This is a genomic window from Salibacter halophilus (assembly GCF_008806325.1).
Classification (GTDB): domain Bacteria; phylum Bacteroidota; class Bacteroidia; order Flavobacteriales_G; family Salibacteraceae; genus Salibacter; species Salibacter halophilus.
In genome coordinates this window covers 381,264-397,450 of sequence record NZ_WACR01000001.1, presented here as the reverse complement: position 1 = coordinate 397,450, position 16,187 = coordinate 381,264, and the positions used below count along the sequence as shown (strand labels likewise).

Here is a 16,187-nt window from a genome sequence, read left to right as displayed (position 1 = left end):
AAGGTATAAATAGCGAAAAAATGTAAACATAGAATTAATGCACCTCAAGTTCTTAACCCCATTTTTTATCATCCTCATGACCCTGAGTTTTTTCACGGTCAGAGCCCAGGAGCAGATCGGACTTGCGCAGGGCAACGCGAACGTGACTGAAGGAGTGAGGCTGAATCCTTCTTTCAGTGCAGATGCTAAACCCTGGCTCGATATGCATTTTGGTGGTGGTTTCGGTCATTTCACAAACAACTACGGTTTTTTCTCAAAAGAGAATTTTAATCTGTACAAGTTTAAATTCAATCCTGATTTTAGTACCGGCTCTGAATCACCCGTTTGGGCAAATGGCGAAGCACGACTAACAGGGCCGGGATTTTCACTCGTTTCAGGGAATTGGTCTATTGGAATAAACTCTGCAGTGCGTGTGTTTGGAAGTGCTCGTGACGTTCCGGTTGATATGGCTGATAATTACTGGTACGACTGGAAAGTTGATGATCATGTTGGGCAATCTTTCTCATCCGGTAACTTTCGCGTGAATGGAATGAGCTGGATGGAACTGGGTTTTAATGGGAGTGGAATAATTAGGAGACGGAATAACAACATGTGGACACTTGGCGGGACAGTCAAAATTTTGCGGGGCATCAACCAAACCAGCTTTAAAATCCAGCAGTTCGATTACTCGGTTCCGAACGATACTACTTTTCAGGTTTCCAACATGACCGGACAATACTCAACCTCACCACTCAATATTTTCAACGGTTGGGGTGTGAGTGGTGATATTGGTGTAACGTTCAAAAAGATGATGAAAGGGATTGAACGCTATGTTCCGCACTCTCTGGATGCTAATTGTGATCATATCGATTATCATTACCGCTTTGGTGTGAGTTTGCTGGATGTAGGTTATGTCAACTACACCAATGAAACGCAAGTTAGGGAAATTGAAAACGGCTCTTCGACCTGGGACAGGCGGATGGCTTTTGTCAACAATGATCTACAAAAAATCCGCAACGGCTTTGAAACTCGTTTTGACGGTCAGTTTTCCAATTCGTCAAACAGTGTGAGAGCATGGTTGCCAATGGCTATTTCAGCACAGTTCGACTACAATACATTTCGAAAAAACATCTTTTTGAATGTTAGTGGGATGATCGGAATTCCAAAATCAAACATGGTTGGGGTTCAACGCATGAGCTGGATAGCCTTTACTCCGCGGATTGAAAAGAAAAGGTTTGAGTTTTCACTTCCGTTTTCCATCAACCAAAAAGGAGCGGCTAATTTAGGTTTTGGTTTGCGCTTTTGGTCGTTGAGCCTGGGTGTTTCAAATCTTCTCCCCGTTTTGACCGGACAGGACATTTACCATTTTGGAGGATATGTTCACCTGAAGCACGCTATTTTTACAAGCCTTGATTGTAAACGAGGCTACAAGCGCCCACAACCAGACTGGAGTTTTCTCCGTTGCGTAAATCCGTTGAATTTATTCCCCAAGCTGGGCCGCGAGAAAAGAAAGAAGCAAAAAAGGTATTTGGATTAACAATACTTCTTCACATCACTCGCAGTAATTGACTTGCCTGAAAGAATGACGAGTCGCTCAATAATGTTGCGAAGTTCGCGAATGTTTCCTGAAAAGTCGTGCTTTTGGAGTTCGTCAAGTGCTTTTTTATCCATCGATTTTTTAGCGATGCCTTGCTCTTTGCAAATACTATCCAAAAAGTGATCGGTGAGGAGCGGAATATCTTCTTTTCTATCGTTTAGAGCAGGAACTTCAATTAAAATAACGCTCAATCTGTGGTAAAGGTCTTCCCTAAAATTTTTCTCCTCGATTTCTTCTTTGAGGTTTTTATTCGTTGCAGCAATAACGCGCACATCAACATTGATGTCTTTATCGCCACCAACACGGTTGATCTTACTTTCCTGCAAAGCTCTCAACACCTTAGCCTGTGCTTTCAGGCTCATATCTCCAATTTCATCGAGGAATAGTGTGCCGCCCTCTGCCTGTTCAAACTTTCCTTTGCGCTGCTTCACGGCTGAGGTAAACGCACCTTTTTCATGACCGAAGAGTTCGCTCTCGATGAGTTCTGACGGGATAGCAGCACAGTTGACTTCAACAAACGGTTTTTTACTTCTCTCGCTGTGAGCGTGAAGCTGGCGTGCAACGAGCTCTTTCCCCGTTCCGTTTGGGCCGGTGATGAGAACACGAGCATCAGTTGGAGCAACCTTTTCGATCATTTCCTTTACTTCATTGATCGCTTTTGATTCTCCAATTATGTCAGATCCTTTCTTACCCGATATTTTCTTGCGAAGTGTTTTTGTTTCTTCGACTAGGCTACTCTTATCCAGTGCATTGCGCACAGTTACCAACAAACGGTTGAGGTCGATCGGTTTTTCGATGAAATCGTAAGCTCCGGCTTTGATCGCGTCAACTGCTGTTTCGATGTTTCCGTGGCCCGAGATCATCACAACCGGCATATCGGGGTGGATTTTCATCGAAAGCTCGAGGAGATCCATTCCGTCCGTTTTGGGCATTTTGATGTCACAAAGCATCAGGTCAAAGCTCTTTTTCTTGAGAATGTTGAGCGCTTTTTGTCCGTCCTCAGCCTCTTCAACCTTGAACTTTTCATATTCCAAAATCTCGCGCAACGTATTGCGGATACTCCGTTCGTCATCAACTACTAAAATCTCAGCCATGTTGTTGTTCTTTTATTTCAAACCACGCGCCCTCTTTCAGTGCAAACTGCGAGAGCCAGTGGTGTTCAAATGTCTTTTTATCCAATAAATACCGTACCAAATAAGCAGCAATATGAATCGTGTCGATTCGCATTTCTTCCAGCCCGGGCCATGTTTCTCGTTTTTCACGGTCAGAGCCGATAAGCGCATCGATGAGGGGCTGAAACTCGTCTCCGTATTTGTAAGATGAAGCTTTTTCGTCAAAAGTGTTTTCCTTTTGCGCTTCAATCATTTTGGCGAAAGCTTCGAACGAACCACTCGCCCCGATGAGCGAATCGGCCGGATATTGTGCCAGCGATTCAAACAGCTCGGTAGTGGTTTGATCGAGGAAGAACTCCAGGTTTTCCCGATCGATTTTTTCGATTTTATCAGGGATATTGAATTTTTCGCGCAATCTGGTAATTCCCAAATCGTAGCTGTTTTGCCAAAAAACGGTTTTATTGTTAGCGAGAATGAACTCCACACTACCTCCGCCAATGTCCATGATCAGAGCCGGTTTTTCTGTCAGCTCAACTGCTGCTCGCGCTCCCTTGTAAATGAGTTGTGCTTCTCTCAATCCGTCAATGACTTCAATATCGAGATCGTACTCTTTACTCAGTTGATCGATGACAGATGATCCATTCTCGGCACTGCGAATAGCCGATGTGGCAAATGCTTTTATGGTAATGCATTCGTAGCCTTTTGCTACGGAGACAAAACTCTCTATTGCCTCGTGAGCACGCTCGATGGCGTCATCAGCGATTCGGTTCTGACCGATACCTCCCTGTCCTAACTTTACGGGCTTTTTTGTCTTGTAAACATAGAGCGGAGAACCGTCCTCATTTTCCCTCACAACCAACAGGTTGAATGTGTTTGAGCCCATGTCTATGATAGCCGTGAGATCAATCATGGTAACGGATCCATTTCCACAGTTCTTTGTAATTCACTTTTTTACCGTACATGAGAACGCCTGTGCGATAGATTTTACCGGCCAGCCAGGTCGTGAAAATGAAGCCCAATACGAGCAATACCATCGACAGTCCCAGTTCCCAGTATTCGTTTGGTGAAAGGCCAATTGCCACGCGTTCAATCATGATGATGGGCGAAGTGAACGGAATCAGCGAAGCCCAAAATGCCGCATCACTCTCAGGGTTTTCCATTAGCGTAAAGGCAATGAAATAAGCCACGATGAGCGGAGCTGTGACGGGAAGCATAAATTGCTGCGTATCGGTGTCGTTATCCACTGCCGAGCCAATTGCTGCAAACAAGGCGCTGTACAACAAATAACCGCCAATAAAGTAGAAGAGGAATAGGCTCAACATGAGCGGCCAGTTGATGCGGTTCACGATGTGGTTAGGATTGGTCAGATCCGAAAAATCTACATCAGCCTGAATTTGTTTAGGAGCGGTTTGTTTTGATAGTTCTGTTGATTTTTGGACCTGCTGTTGTGCGAGCGATTCCATTTTATCCTGGAAGAGTACTTGCTGCGTAACTGTGATGAAAGTAAAGGATAACACAATCCACAGTACAAATTGTGTGAGCCCCACAAGTGCGATTCCCACAATTTTTCCCATCATCAACTGGAACGGCTTCACAGATGAAATAATCACTTCCACGATGCGGTTATTTTTTTCTTCAATGACACCGCGCATCACCTGTACTCCGTAGAGGAAAATGAAAAGGTAAACAGCTAAACCAAAGAAGAAACCAACGAGTGCTTTTTCGCGGGTTACTGTTTCTTCCTCACCGGATTCGGTGAATTTGATCATGGTGAGGCTGAACTCAGTTTTGATTCGTTTGTAATCGGCATAGCTGATGTCGTAGAGCTTGAGTTTTTCGCGTTCTACGAGATTTTCAATCCGTGCCTCAATACTTTTCTCCACCGACATGCTCGGCTGTTCCTTGAAGTAGAGGATAGGTCTTTTTTGAGCGAGAATTCCGTCAGGTAAGTGGAGAATAACGCTGTATTCTGAATCTTTGAAAGAATCCTTGGCTTCTTCAATTCCGAGTCCGTCAATATAATGAAAAGTGAAGTTTTCACCATTTTCCATGCTCTTGAATGCTCCGCCAGAATCATCTACCACGAGAATATCGTATTCTTTGTCATCCTGAAAGCCGAGATAGGCTACTAAAGCCACAACTCCGGCAAGTAAGAGTGGCCCGAGGATGGTCATCAACAAGAACGACTTTTTCTTAACGCGAGTGAGGTATTCTCTCTGTATGATCAATCCGATTTTTCCCATGGTTAAGCCTCCTCGTTTTCGAGTTCAACATTTTCGTTCTTTCCCGTTACCTGTTGGATGAATATTTCGTTCATCGTTGGCATAATTTCATTCATCGAGTGGATTTCCACATTTGGAATGAGTGCACCTAATAAGTCGTTAGGAGTACTGTTTTCTTTGATTTTAACTTTCGCTTCAAAGGTGTTTTCGCCAATCTCTTTGTGATCGACAAGCTCAAAGCCGGTCCACAATGCATTGGTGAATTTGATCATATTGCCTTTGAACGTAAGCTTGAAAATGTGCGGCTTGTGTTGCTCTTTGATATCAGCAACCGGACCTTCAAGGATCTTTTCTGATTTATTGATCAATGCAATTCGGTCACAAATTTCTTCTACTGAACCCATATTGTGAGTTGAGAAAATAACGGTTGTTCCATTATCGCGCAGCTTCATGATTTCATCTTTGATGAGGTTGGTATTGATGGGGTCAAAACCTGAGAATGGTTCGTCTAAAATGAGTAGTTCCGGTTCATGGACAACTGTTACCACGAACTGGATTTTTTGAGCCATCCCTTTTGATAACTCCTCAATTTTTTTGTTCCACCATTCCTCAATACCGAATTTGATGAACCACTTTTTCAGCTTTTCCATCGCTTCAGCTTTGGGCATCCCTTTCAGCTGGGCGAGGTAAAGTGCTTGTTCACCCACCTTCATTTTGCTGTAGAGTCCGCGTTCCTCAGGTAAGTACCCAATTTGCGCAATGTGCTTTTGCTTTAGCGATTCACCATTGAAGAGGATTTCGCCTTCATCGGGAGCTGTGATCTGATTGATAATTCTGATGAGCGTGGTTTTTCCCGCTCCGTTTGGACCCAACAAACCGAAAATACTGCCTTTGGGAACCTGAAGTGATACGTTGTTCAACGCTTTGTAGTTGACATACCACTTACTTACTGATTTGACATCTAAAAGTGTATCCATAAAAAAGCCGCACTTTAATTGTGCGGCTAAAATTAAGTACATATTTCTAAAGAACTTGTTTATAGTTGGTATAAAAAACTGCGCGCAAAACATTGCGTCCGCTGAACTTCATCTAATTTTTCTTACGTAGCACTCCGGCTATGCAAGAAAAATGGAGATTCGTCAGCAAACACAAGCCTTTACGCTCGAAATTTTTCTACAACATTAAACAAGTTCTAAGTCAAAAAATTGACGAGTGGAATAATGCCTAGTTAAAATACTCCTTCATTCTGCCGAAGAAACTCTTTTCCTTACCCGTTGGGTTGGGTTTGAAGTTCTCCGATTCGCGTAGTTTTTCGAGTATTTTTTTCTCTTCAGATGTGAGGTTTTTAGGCGTCCAAACATTAACGTGCACCAGTAAATCACCTTTTCCGTAAGCATTTACGCTCGGTAACCCTTTTCCTTTTAACCTCAAGATTCTTCCGGCATTTGTCCCGGCAGCAATTTTGATTTTTGCTTTTCCATCAACTGTCGGTATCTCAGCAGTTTCGCCAAGAGCCAAATCGGCAAAGTTCAGGAACAGATCGTAATGAAGGTTCTGACCTTCACGCTCTAAATGTTCGTGCTTTTTCTCTTCAATTACGATGAGTAAATCGCCCGGAATTCCATCCATTGGCGCTTCGTTACCCTTTCCGCGAACAGTGAGCTGCATTCCTTCTTCAACTCCCGGTGGAATCTCAATCTCGAGCTCCTCTTCTTTGCGCAACTGTCCGTTTTGGTCAGATCCGGAAGCTTTGTTGTCGAGCGATTTTCCCTGTCCGCCACAAGTAGGGCAGGTAGAAGCCGTTTGCATTTGTCCAAGGAAAGTATTGGTAACACGCGTCACACGCCCCGATCCATTACAGGTTGGACACGTTTTGTATGAGTTGCCCGGAGCGTTGACAAGCTTTTTGACTTTGATCTTTTTCTTGACACCATGAGCAATATCTTCGAGCGTGAGTTGTACCCTGATGCGCAGGTTACTTCCCTTGCGAGCTCTGGCGCGGCCGCCACCACCGCCAAAGCCACCGCCTCCGCCACCAAAGGCAGAGCCAAAGATGTCACCAAACTGGCTGAATATGTCGTCCATATTCATACCGCCACCGCCAAAGCCACCGCCTCCGGCAGCTCCACCAACACCGGCATGACCAAATTGATCGTATCGTTGTCGTTTTTCTTTATTTCCAAGTACTTCGTACGCTTCAGCCGCTTCTTTAAACTTGTTTTCAGCTTCCTCATCACCCGGGTTTCTATCGGGGTGATATTTGAGCGCGAGTTTGCGATAAGCCTTCTTCAATTCAGAGTCTGAAGCGTCTTTTGAAACACCTAATACTTCGTAATAGTCTCTTTTCGACATAAATAATTTGCTTTACTCTCCTACAACTACTTTGGCGTAGCGCAAGATGCTATCATTTAAGTAATACCCTTTTTCAACCACATCAACTACTTTTCCCTTCATCTTTTTCTCAGGTGCGGGGATTTTAGCGATAGCATCAGCAGTTTCAGGATCAAATTCTTCACCGATGCTGTTCATCGGTTTTAAACCTTTTCCTTCAAGAGTTTTAAATAGCTTGTTGTGAACCAGGTTAAAGCCTTCCTTGATCGATTCAATGTCGTCAGAATCTTTATTTGACTCAATAGCGCGTTCCATGTCATCGAGGACAGGAAGCACTTCCTTGATCATGTCAGATCCGGCATTACTCATCATCTCAACGCGTTCCTTAGCTGTTCTTCTTCTAAAGTTTTCAAACTCAGAGTAGAGGCGCAGATACTTGTCGTTGAGGTCGTTGTATTTATCTTCCCAGGTAGGCTCTTTTTTATCTTCTTTTTGGTCAGAGCCGTTCGAATTGTCAGTCTCTTTTTCGTCAACTGCTTTTTCTTCAGTTTGTTCGTTTTGAGCAGACTGCTCTTCGTTTTTTATATCTTTCTCTTTATCAGTGTTTTGATTCTTTTTATCCTTCTTGCTCATATCCTTAAAATTTGTGCTGTCTTATTTATCAATGATTCTGCCAAGTGTGACTTGCCGACAAATTGTCACACAAACTGATTAACTGATTAGTTCAATGTGGTTAAATAAAAAAGACAGGTCGTATTGAACCTGTCTTAATTGTATTTCTTAGAGACTGACGCTCGATTAAAATGAAGTCACGTACTCATCCATTGTGCGGTGAAGAAGTGCGCCTCTCAAATCCTTTGCTACAATAATTCCATCTTCATTTATAAGAAAGTTTGTAGGAATAGCACGCACTCCGTATTCTGATACTGGCTTTGAGCTCCAAAAATTGAGATCACTCACGTGGTACTTCCAGGAAAGGTTATCCTGTTCAATTGCTTTTTCCCACGAGCTTTTGTTTTTGTCGAGCGATACGCTGTAAATCGTGAATCCGTCAGCATTTTCGTACTCTGCATCTTTGTATTTTTCGTAAGCCTTAACGAGATTGGGGTTTTCTCTACGGCATGGCCCGCACCAGGATGCCCAAAAGTCGATGAGAACCATTTTTCCTCTGAGATCAGAGAGTGCAATTTCTTTTCCATCCGGGGTGGGTAGGTTGATCTCCGGTGCGAGGTCTCCCACATCAGTTCCAACTTCCGGTTCTGACTGTGAAGATAAATCAGGTGGAGTGGTACTTACTCTAACCGGTTCTGACTGTTGTGTTTTTGCTGCGTCTTTATTCACGAAAGAGCAGGCTACAACTGAGAAAAGTGCGGTAAGTAATAAATATGCTGTCGGTTTCATAAGTTGTTCTTTTAGTCAATTCGTTTGATACGAGCTCCAAGTGCCTGGAGGCGCTTATCGATATACTGGTATCCGCGATCGATTTGTTCGATGTTGTGGATGTGGCTCGTTCCCTCAGCCGATAATGCTGCGATGAGGAGCGCCACACCAGCACGAATATCAGGTGATGTCATGCTTATTCCACGTAATGGAACTTGCTTATCGAGCCCGATTACTGTAGCCCTGTGCGGGTCACAAAGAATGATTTGAGCACCCATGTCAATCAATTTATCCACGAAGAATAAACGACTTTCAAACATTTTTTGATGCACGAGTACGCTGCCTTTAGCCTGTGTAGCTACAACGAGCACTATACTCAATAAGTCTGGCGTGAAACCCGGCCATGGTGCATCTGAAACAGTGAGAATCGAACCATCGATGAATTGGTCGATTTCGTAATGGTTTTGTTTTGGAATAATGAGATCATCATCGCGCCTTACAATTGTGATTCCGAGTCGGCTAAAGACCTGAGGAATCATTCCCAGTTGATCGTAGTGAACATCCTTGATTGTGATTTCACTATTCGTCATTGCTGCCATTCCGATGAAACTACCGATCTCAATCATATCTGGAAGGCAGCGGTGCTCCGTACCATGAAGTTCTTTAACTCCTTCAATCGTGAGTAGGTTAGAGCCGATTCCACTGATCTTGGCTCCCATGTTCACCAACATGTTGCAAAGCTGCTGGAGGTATGGTTCACAGGCAGCGTTGTAAATTGTGGTTTTGCCTTTGGCCATTGAAGCCGCCATCACGATATTAGCAGTTCCGGTTACTGATGCTTCATCGAGGAGCATGTAAGTTCCTTTGAGCTTAGCTGCTTCAGTTTTGTAGAAGTTGGTGTTTGAGTCGTATTCGAAGTTTGCTCCCAGTTTTTGAAGACCTTCAAAGTGTGTGTCTAATCTGCGTCTGCCGATTTTATCTCCACCCGGTTTTGGAATATAACCTTTGCCAAAACGAGCCAAAAGCGGACCAACGATCATGATTGAACCTCTCAGTCCGCCACCTTTTTCTTTAAACTCGGGCGTTGTGAGGTATTCGATATCTATTTCATCAGCCTGGAAAGTGTAAGTGTCGTCATTGAGTTGTTCAATTTTGACACCGAGCGATTTTAGCAGGTCGATAAGTTTGTTGACATCCCTGATGTTTGGGATATTTGATATAGTGACTTTTTCTGGAGTGAGCAATACAGCATTTAAAACCTGTAGAGCTTCATTTTTTGCACCTTGAGGTGTTATTTCTCCTTTGAGTTCACGACCTCCTTTGACTTCAAATACACCCATTTGTTATTAGCGATTTCTGTGTTTGCGGTTTTTCTTGTGTGAGCGTTTCTTGTTTGGCTTGTTACTTCTCAAAATGTCAGAAGTATCAGTTAAATCTGCACCTTCTGGCTTAACGAGTTTTCCACCCGATAACATTTTAACGTGATTCCAAATATCATCATCGTTAACAGAGTCGCGATTCCACACGAGGTAAAAACGCTTCATCAGGTTAGCAATTGTGTTGATGAGTGCGTCTTTTTCTTCGCCCTCAGGATATTCGGTAGCTTTCTCGATCATTCTCTCGATTACTTTACCGTAGTGGCGGAAGCGAATATTGTTCGATGGATAAGAAACTCTATCCGGTTTGCTTTCAAACTCAATCCTATTCGGCTTTGGATAAGGTGAATCGCAGTCAAGTTGATAATCTGCCATTACGTGTAGGTGATCCCACAGTTTATGCTGATAATCATCTATTTCACGCACTTCAGGGTGCATTTGCTCCATCAACTTCACGATAGATCGCGCAGCTTTATTCTTCTCTTCCTTGTCTTCAATTGTGAGTGTGTAATCAACCATGTCCTGAATATTTCGACCGTATTCAGGGAGTACGAGGTGCTTTCTCGTAGTATTGTACTTCATAAGAATATAATTGTGCCTCAAAAATAGGCTTTTAACTGAGAAATTAGTTCAATATTTTTAGTTTGGCAAATTTTAATAAAAGTTGCTTTTTGCCGTGTTCCTCAAAATCGACAACTGCTTTGCGGTTTCCTGCCACTTCTATTGAAACGACAGTTCCGCGGCCAAAGCGACCGTGTTCAACTTCCATACCTTCTCTCAGGTTTGCAGTATCATCACCTTTAAAGTTAGAAGTATCGGTTTTAGGTACCCTCATCATTTTTTGTCGTGGAGGAGTTACACTTCTCCTTTGAGTTGAAGCGCTTCGGTCAGATCCACCACCCATTGATGAACCCCAGTCACCTTTCGTTGCAAACGGATCTTTGCTGGGCTGATTTGGCGTTACGCCAGAAGCATCTACGAAATCCGGGTCTATTTCCTGTAGGAAGCGACTCGGTTCGCAGTGTATGAGATTTCCCCATTTGTAGCGGCTGCGCGCAAATGACAAATAGCATCGCTCTTCTGATCGTGTCAATGCCACGTAGAACAATCTTCGCTCTTCTTCGAGATCTGACCGAGATTGTGTAGACATTTGTGAAGGGAATAATTCTTCTTCCATGCCCACGATAAAAACATTGGGAAACTCAAGGCCTTTTGAAGCGTGAATGGTCATGAGGGTAACCTTGTTTTGGTCCTCCTCACTGTCCTGATCCTGATCAGTTAGCAACGGAATATCCTGAACAAATGACGGCAAATCTTTCTCGTTTTCAGCTTCGTCATCTTCTACGAATTCCTTCATAGAGTTGAGTAGCTCCTGAATGTTTTCGTAGCGAGCAACGCCCTCAGCACTTTTATCGTTGTGGTGTTCCTTTAATATTCCGGTGCTTTTAGCGATGATAGTTCCTGTATCATAAGCGTTTTTCTTCTCAGCTACATTTTGGAACGATTTGATCAACTCAGCAAATTGAGCAATTTTATTACGAGCCGATCCCGGTATGTTAACACTATGTGCTGGAAGCGAATTGATGAGCTCCCATAGACCAATATCATTTTCATTTCCGTAAAGCGTAAGCCGATCGATTGTCGTTTTTCCTATTCCTCTTTTCGGATAGTTGATCACTCTTTTCAGCGCATCTTCATCTTGCGGGTTTATCACCAGCCTGAAATAGGCCATGAGGTCTTTGATCTCTTTTCGCTGGTAAAAGCTGAGTCCGCCATAAATCTTGTAAGGAATGTTGAGTTTGCGCATCGCGTCTTCCATCGCTCGTGATTGAGCATTTGTCCTGTAGAGTATGGCAAAGTTGCTGTACGCTGCGTTATGGGTAGAATGAAGAGCATAGATTTCATGAGCTACGTTTAGTCCTTCTTCATTATCGCTCAGAGCCTGGGTCAGCTTGATTTTCGTCCCTGTATCGTTGCTCGTCCAAACATTCTTCTTGAACTGCTCCTGGTTTTTGTCGATAAGGCTGTTTGCTGCCTCTACAATATTTTGAGTTGAGCGGTAATTTTGTTCGAGTTTGAAAGTCTCGGTATCGGGATAATCCTTTTTAAAGTTCAGGATGTTTTGAATGTTAGCACCGCGGAAAGAATAGATACTCTGAGCATCGTCTCCCACAACACAAATATTCTCGAATCGTGAAGCGAGAGCTTTTACAATAATGTACTGTGAGAAGTTGGTATCCTGATACTCGTCAACGAGAATATACCTGAATTTTTCCTGGTACTTAAATAATACATCGGGGAAGTCGCGGAGTAAAATATTCGTTTTAAACAAGAGGTCGTCAAAGTCCATCGCCCCCGCTTTGAAAAGACGCTTGTCGTAGATTTCATAGATTCTACCGATTTCAGGCTTTTTGGCCTGGGCATCTTCTTTAGCAAGAGTTGGGTTATCTTTATATGCCTGCGGACTGAGCAGATTGTTCTTTGCAGAAGAAATTCGGTTCCGAACAAGATTGGGCTTGTAAACTTTATCATCGAGATTTAGATCCTTGATGATTTGCTTGACCAGTCTTTTGGAGTCATCAGTATCGTAAATGGTAAAATTTGAAGGGTAGCCAATCTTTTCAGCCTCAGATCGCAGGATTCTGGCAAAAACAGAGTGAAAAGTTCCCATCCAAATCGATTTAGCTGTACTTTCGCCCACTATTTTTCCAATACGATCCTTCATTTCACGGGCCGCTTTATTGGTAAATGTGAGAGATAGAATATTGAATGGAGGCACTCCCTTGTTAATAAGGTGTGCAATGCGATAAGTTAGAACTCTTGTTTTACCTGATCCTGCTCCTGCTAAAACCATGACAGGACCTTCAGTTTGTTCAACTGCTTTTCGTTGTTCTTCGTTTAGTTCGTCTAGATAATTCACGATGCAAAAGTATAATTCGGTTCTGACTGTAGAGAAGAGTATTGAAAATAGGTGACAAATATGGCCAAAAACGCTCAAAAGTGAGGCTAGAGGCCTAAATGATTGATAAATTTATACTTATCTCAATTTTTTTGAACTGGTTATTGTTTTTAAATTATAATCATGTACATTTGCACCCCGCTTAAAATCGGTGGGGATTATATTATTTGATAGAATTAACTGTATTATAACTGAATATGCCAACAATTCAGCAATTAATTAGAAAAGGACGTAACAGAAGAGTTCAGCAAAGTAAATCTGCTGCACTAGCTTCTTGTCCACAGAGAAGAGGTGTTTGTACTCGTGTTTACACGACAACACCTAAGAAACCGAATTCAGCAATGCGTAAAGTTGCCCGTGTTCGTTTGACGAATGGTAACGAGGTGAACGCTTACATTCCGGGTGAAGGTCACAACCTCCAGGAGCACTCAATTGTGCTTGTACGTGGTGGTCGTGTGAAGGATTTACCAGGTGTGCGTTATCACATTGTTCGCGGAGCACTCGATACTGCAGGTGTTGAAGGAAGAACACAGAGAAGATCAAAGTACGGTACTAAAAGGCCGAAGAAGTAAGAATTGAACTTATTCTAAGATAACATGAGAAAAGCAAAAGCGAAATTAAGAGAGGTAGATCCTGATCCACGCTATCAGGATACGTTAGTAGCTAAATTCGTAAACAACTTGATGTTGCAAGGTAAGAAGAGTTTAGCTTACCGAGTATTTTACGAAGCTATGGACGTAATGGAAGAAAAGTCTGAAGAAGGAGCGTTAGCTACTTTCAAAAAGGCTGTTGAGAATGTTACTCCACAAGTTGAAGTACGCAGTAGAAGAGTGGGGGGCGCAACATTCCAAATTCCTCAGGAAGTTCGCACCAGCCGTAAAATTTCACTCGCTATGAAATGGATAGTGAAATTTGCTCGCGCAAGAAGCGGGAAGTCGATGGGGCAAAAACTCGCTGAAGAGTTGTTGGCAGCCTCTAAAGGCGAAGGTGGTGCTTTCAAGAAGAAAGAAGATACTCACCGTATGGCTGAAGCAAACAAAGCTTTTTCTCACTTTAGATTTTAAGAACCCAAGCGAAGGCTTACTGTTATGGCAAAAAAGAGAGACCTCAGATTTACGAGAAATATTGGAATTTCAGCTCACATTGATGCGGGTAAAACCACAACAACTGAGCGTGTTTTATACTACACCGGGTTGAGCCACAAAATTGGTGAAGTTCACGATGGTGCTGCTACCATGGACTGGATGGAGCAGGAGCAGGAAAGAGGTATTACAATTACTTCTGCTGCAACTACTACTTTTTGGAAGTACCCAACTAAACAGGGTGAATTACTTCCAAACACGGAAGATTACCGTGTTAATATTATTGATACTCCCGGTCACGTTGACTTTACTGTTGAGGTAGAGCGTTCAATGCGTGTACTCGATGGAGCTGTTGCTCTTTACTGTGCTGTTGGTGGTGTTGAGCCACAATCAGAGACTGTATGGAGACAGATGGATAAATACAAAGTTCCACGTTTGGGTTTTGTAAACAAAATGGACCGTCAGGGTGCTGATTTCTTCAAAGTTGTTGAGCAAGTTCGCGAGAGACTTAGTGGAAATCCAATGCCATTACAGGTGCCTATTGGAGCTGAAGATACTTTCCAGGGAGTTGTTGATCTTATCAGTAATAAAGCTATTTTATGGAATGAGGAAGATCAGGGTATGACTTACACTGAAGCCGAAATTCCTGAAGAGCTCAAAGAATCTGCACACGAATGGAGAGGTAAATTAGTTGAAGCCGTAGCTGAAACAAATGAAGAGCTTCTCGAGAAATTCTTTGAGGATGAGAATTCAATCTCTGAAGAAGAAATGATCGAAGCAATTCGCCAGGCAACAATCGAAATGAAAATCATTCCGATGATGTGTGGTTCTGCATTTAAGAATAAAGGTGTTCAGGCACTTCTCAATGCAGTTATCGAATTCCTTCCATCTCCACTTGATGTAGGTGCGATTCAGGGAATCAACCCGAATTCTGAAGAAAAAGAAGAACGCAAGCCTTCTAAAGATGAGCCGATGGCTTCTTTAGCATTTAAAATTGCTACAGATCCTTTCGTTGGTCGTCTTTGTTTCATGCGTTGTTACTCTGGTTCTATCCAGGCAGGATCTTATGTTACAAACATGAGAACCGGTAAGAAAGAACGTATTTCGAGATTATTCCAAATGCACTCTAATAAACAGAACTCTATCGATGAGTTGCACTGTGGTGATATTGGAGCAGCAGTTGGATTTAAAGATATAAGAACAGGAGATACTCTATGTGACGAGAAGCACCCAATTGTGCTCGAGTCAATGGAATTCCCTGATCCGGTAATCGGATTGGCTATTGAGCCAAAATCTTCTAAAGACGTAGATAAGTTAGGTGTTGCCCTCTCTAAACTTGCAGAAGAGGATCCAACATTTACAGTTAAAACTGATGAAGATTCAGGACAAACTGTAATTGAAGGTATGGGTGAGCTTCACCTCGAAGTACTTGTTGATCGTTTGAAGCGTGAATTTAAAGTTGAAGTTAGCGAAGGTGCTCCTCAGGTATCTTACAAAGAGACTATCAAAGGAGCAATCGATCACCGCGAAGTTTACAAGAAACAAACTGGTGGACGTGGTAAGTTTGCTGATATCGATATTACTATTGAACCACGCGATGACGATGAGCATGGATTAGAATTTGTGAATACTATAAAAGGTGGTAACATTCCAAGAGAATTCATTCCATCTGTAGAGAAAGGTTTCAAAGACGCTATGGAAAATGGTGTTCTTGCCGGATATCCTATGGATAGAATGAAAGTAACTCTTAAAGATGGTTCATTCCACCCTGTTGATTCTGATCAATTGTCATTCGAAATGGCTGCTAAATTAGCTTACCGTACAGCTCTTCCTAAAGCTAAGCCGGTAATTTTAGAGCCAATTATGAAAGTTGAGGTTATCACACCAGAAGAAAGTATGGGAGATATCGTAGGTGACCTTAACAAAAGACGTGGTCAGGTAGAAGGAATGGATTCAAGAGGTGGAGCACAAGTTGTTACTGCGATGGTACCTCTTTCTGAGATGTTTGGCTATGTGACTTCGCTCAGAACCATATCATCAGGACGAGCTACATCAACGATGCAGTTTGACCATTACTCTGAGGTTCCATCAGGAATTCAGGAGGATATTATTGCAAAATCTAAAGGAAACGTTACAGCATAATTTGGTT

At 42.8% G+C, this 16,187-nt stretch carries 14 protein-coding genes; 4 read left to right on the top strand and 10 right to left on the bottom strand.

The window, feature by feature from the left end:
- Positions 1 to 37 precede the first annotated feature (37 nt).
- Entirely contained in the window at positions 38 to 1,516 is a 1,479-nt protein-coding gene (locus F3059_RS01925) for a DUF5723 family protein (protein WP_151166246.1), read from the top strand.
- Here the strand turns inward: F3059_RS01925 and F3059_RS01920 are convergent.
- The 10 genes from F3059_RS01920 to F3059_RS01875 form a co-directional block, all read right to left on the bottom strand.
- Complete coding sequence (locus F3059_RS01920; RefSeq protein ID WP_151166245.1) at positions 1,513 to 2,670, bottom strand: sigma-54-dependent transcriptional regulator; 1,158 nt, start codon at positions 2,668 to 2,670, stop codon at positions 1,513 to 1,515. The two genes, F3059_RS01925 and F3059_RS01920, sit on opposite strands and share 4 nt — an antisense overlap.
- On the bottom strand, positions 2,663 to 3,598 hold the full coding sequence (locus F3059_RS01915) for a Ppx/GppA phosphatase family protein (RefSeq protein ID WP_151166244.1): 936 nt from the start codon (positions 3,596 to 3,598) through the stop codon (positions 2,663 to 2,665). Before F3059_RS01915 ends, F3059_RS01920 begins: the two co-directional genes overlap by 8 nt.
- On the bottom strand, positions 3,591 to 4,931 hold the full coding sequence (locus tag F3059_RS01910; RefSeq protein WP_151166243.1) for an ABC transporter permease: 1,341 nt from the start codon (positions 4,929 to 4,931) through the stop codon (positions 3,591 to 3,593). Before F3059_RS01910 ends, F3059_RS01915 begins: the two co-directional genes overlap by 8 nt.
- 2 nt (positions 4,932 to 4,933) lie before the next feature.
- A complete protein-coding gene (locus tag F3059_RS01905; RefSeq protein ID WP_151166242.1) occupies positions 4,934 to 5,887 on the bottom strand; it encodes an ABC transporter ATP-binding protein in 954 nt (317 codons plus the stop codon).
- 247 nt (positions 5,888 to 6,134) lie between these two features.
- Positions 6,135 to 7,262: a molecular chaperone DnaJ gene (dnaJ, locus tag F3059_RS01900; protein ID WP_151166241.1), complete on the bottom strand. Its 1,128-nt coding sequence runs from the start codon at positions 7,260 to 7,262 to the stop codon at positions 6,135 to 6,137.
- Between the two features lie 12 nt (positions 7,263 to 7,274).
- The gene (locus F3059_RS01895) at positions 7,275 to 7,874 is read right to left on the bottom strand and encodes a nucleotide exchange factor GrpE (protein WP_151166240.1); all 600 of its coding nucleotides are present in this window, start codon (positions 7,872 to 7,874) and stop codon (positions 7,275 to 7,277) included.
- Between the two features lie 165 nt (positions 7,875 to 8,039).
- Complete coding sequence (locus F3059_RS01890; RefSeq protein WP_151166239.1) at positions 8,040 to 8,642, bottom strand: peroxiredoxin family protein; 603 nt, start codon at positions 8,640 to 8,642, stop codon at positions 8,040 to 8,042.
- An 11-nt stretch (positions 8,643 to 8,653) separates the two neighbouring features.
- A complete protein-coding gene (murA, locus tag F3059_RS01885) occupies positions 8,654 to 9,961 on the bottom strand; it encodes a UDP-N-acetylglucosamine 1-carboxyvinyltransferase (protein ID WP_151166238.1) in 1,308 nt (435 codons plus the stop codon).
- A 6-nt stretch (positions 9,962 to 9,967) separates the two neighbouring features.
- Positions 9,968 to 10,579: a DUF4290 domain-containing protein gene (locus F3059_RS01880; protein WP_151166237.1), complete on the bottom strand. Its 612-nt coding sequence runs from the start codon at positions 10,577 to 10,579 to the stop codon at positions 9,968 to 9,970.
- 43 nt (positions 10,580 to 10,622) lie between these two features.
- On the bottom strand, positions 10,623 to 12,917 hold the full coding sequence (locus tag F3059_RS01875; protein WP_151166236.1) for an ATP-dependent helicase: 2,295 nt from the start codon (positions 12,915 to 12,917) through the stop codon (positions 10,623 to 10,625).
- 236 nt (positions 12,918 to 13,153) lie between these two features.
- Between F3059_RS01875 and rpsL the strand changes: the two genes are divergently transcribed.
- From rpsL to fusA, 3 genes are read left to right on the top strand one after another with little or no spacing between them, the layout of a single operon-like run.
- Positions 13,154 to 13,528, top strand: coding sequence for a 30S ribosomal protein S12 (rpsL, locus tag F3059_RS01870; RefSeq protein WP_151166235.1), 375 nt, complete (start codon positions 13,154 to 13,156; stop codon positions 13,526 to 13,528).
- A 24-nt stretch (positions 13,529 to 13,552) separates the two neighbouring features.
- Positions 13,553 to 14,020 (top strand): 30S ribosomal protein S7, encoded by a 468-nt coding sequence (rpsG, locus tag F3059_RS01865; protein ID WP_151166234.1) that lies wholly within the window; start codon positions 13,553 to 13,555, stop codon positions 14,018 to 14,020.
- Positions 14,021 to 14,044: 24 nt separating this feature from the next.
- On the top strand, positions 14,045 to 16,180 hold the full coding sequence (gene fusA / locus F3059_RS01860; protein WP_151166233.1) for an elongation factor G: 2,136 nt from the start codon (positions 14,045 to 14,047) through the stop codon (positions 16,178 to 16,180).
- Positions 16,181 to 16,187: the final 7 nt, after the last annotated feature.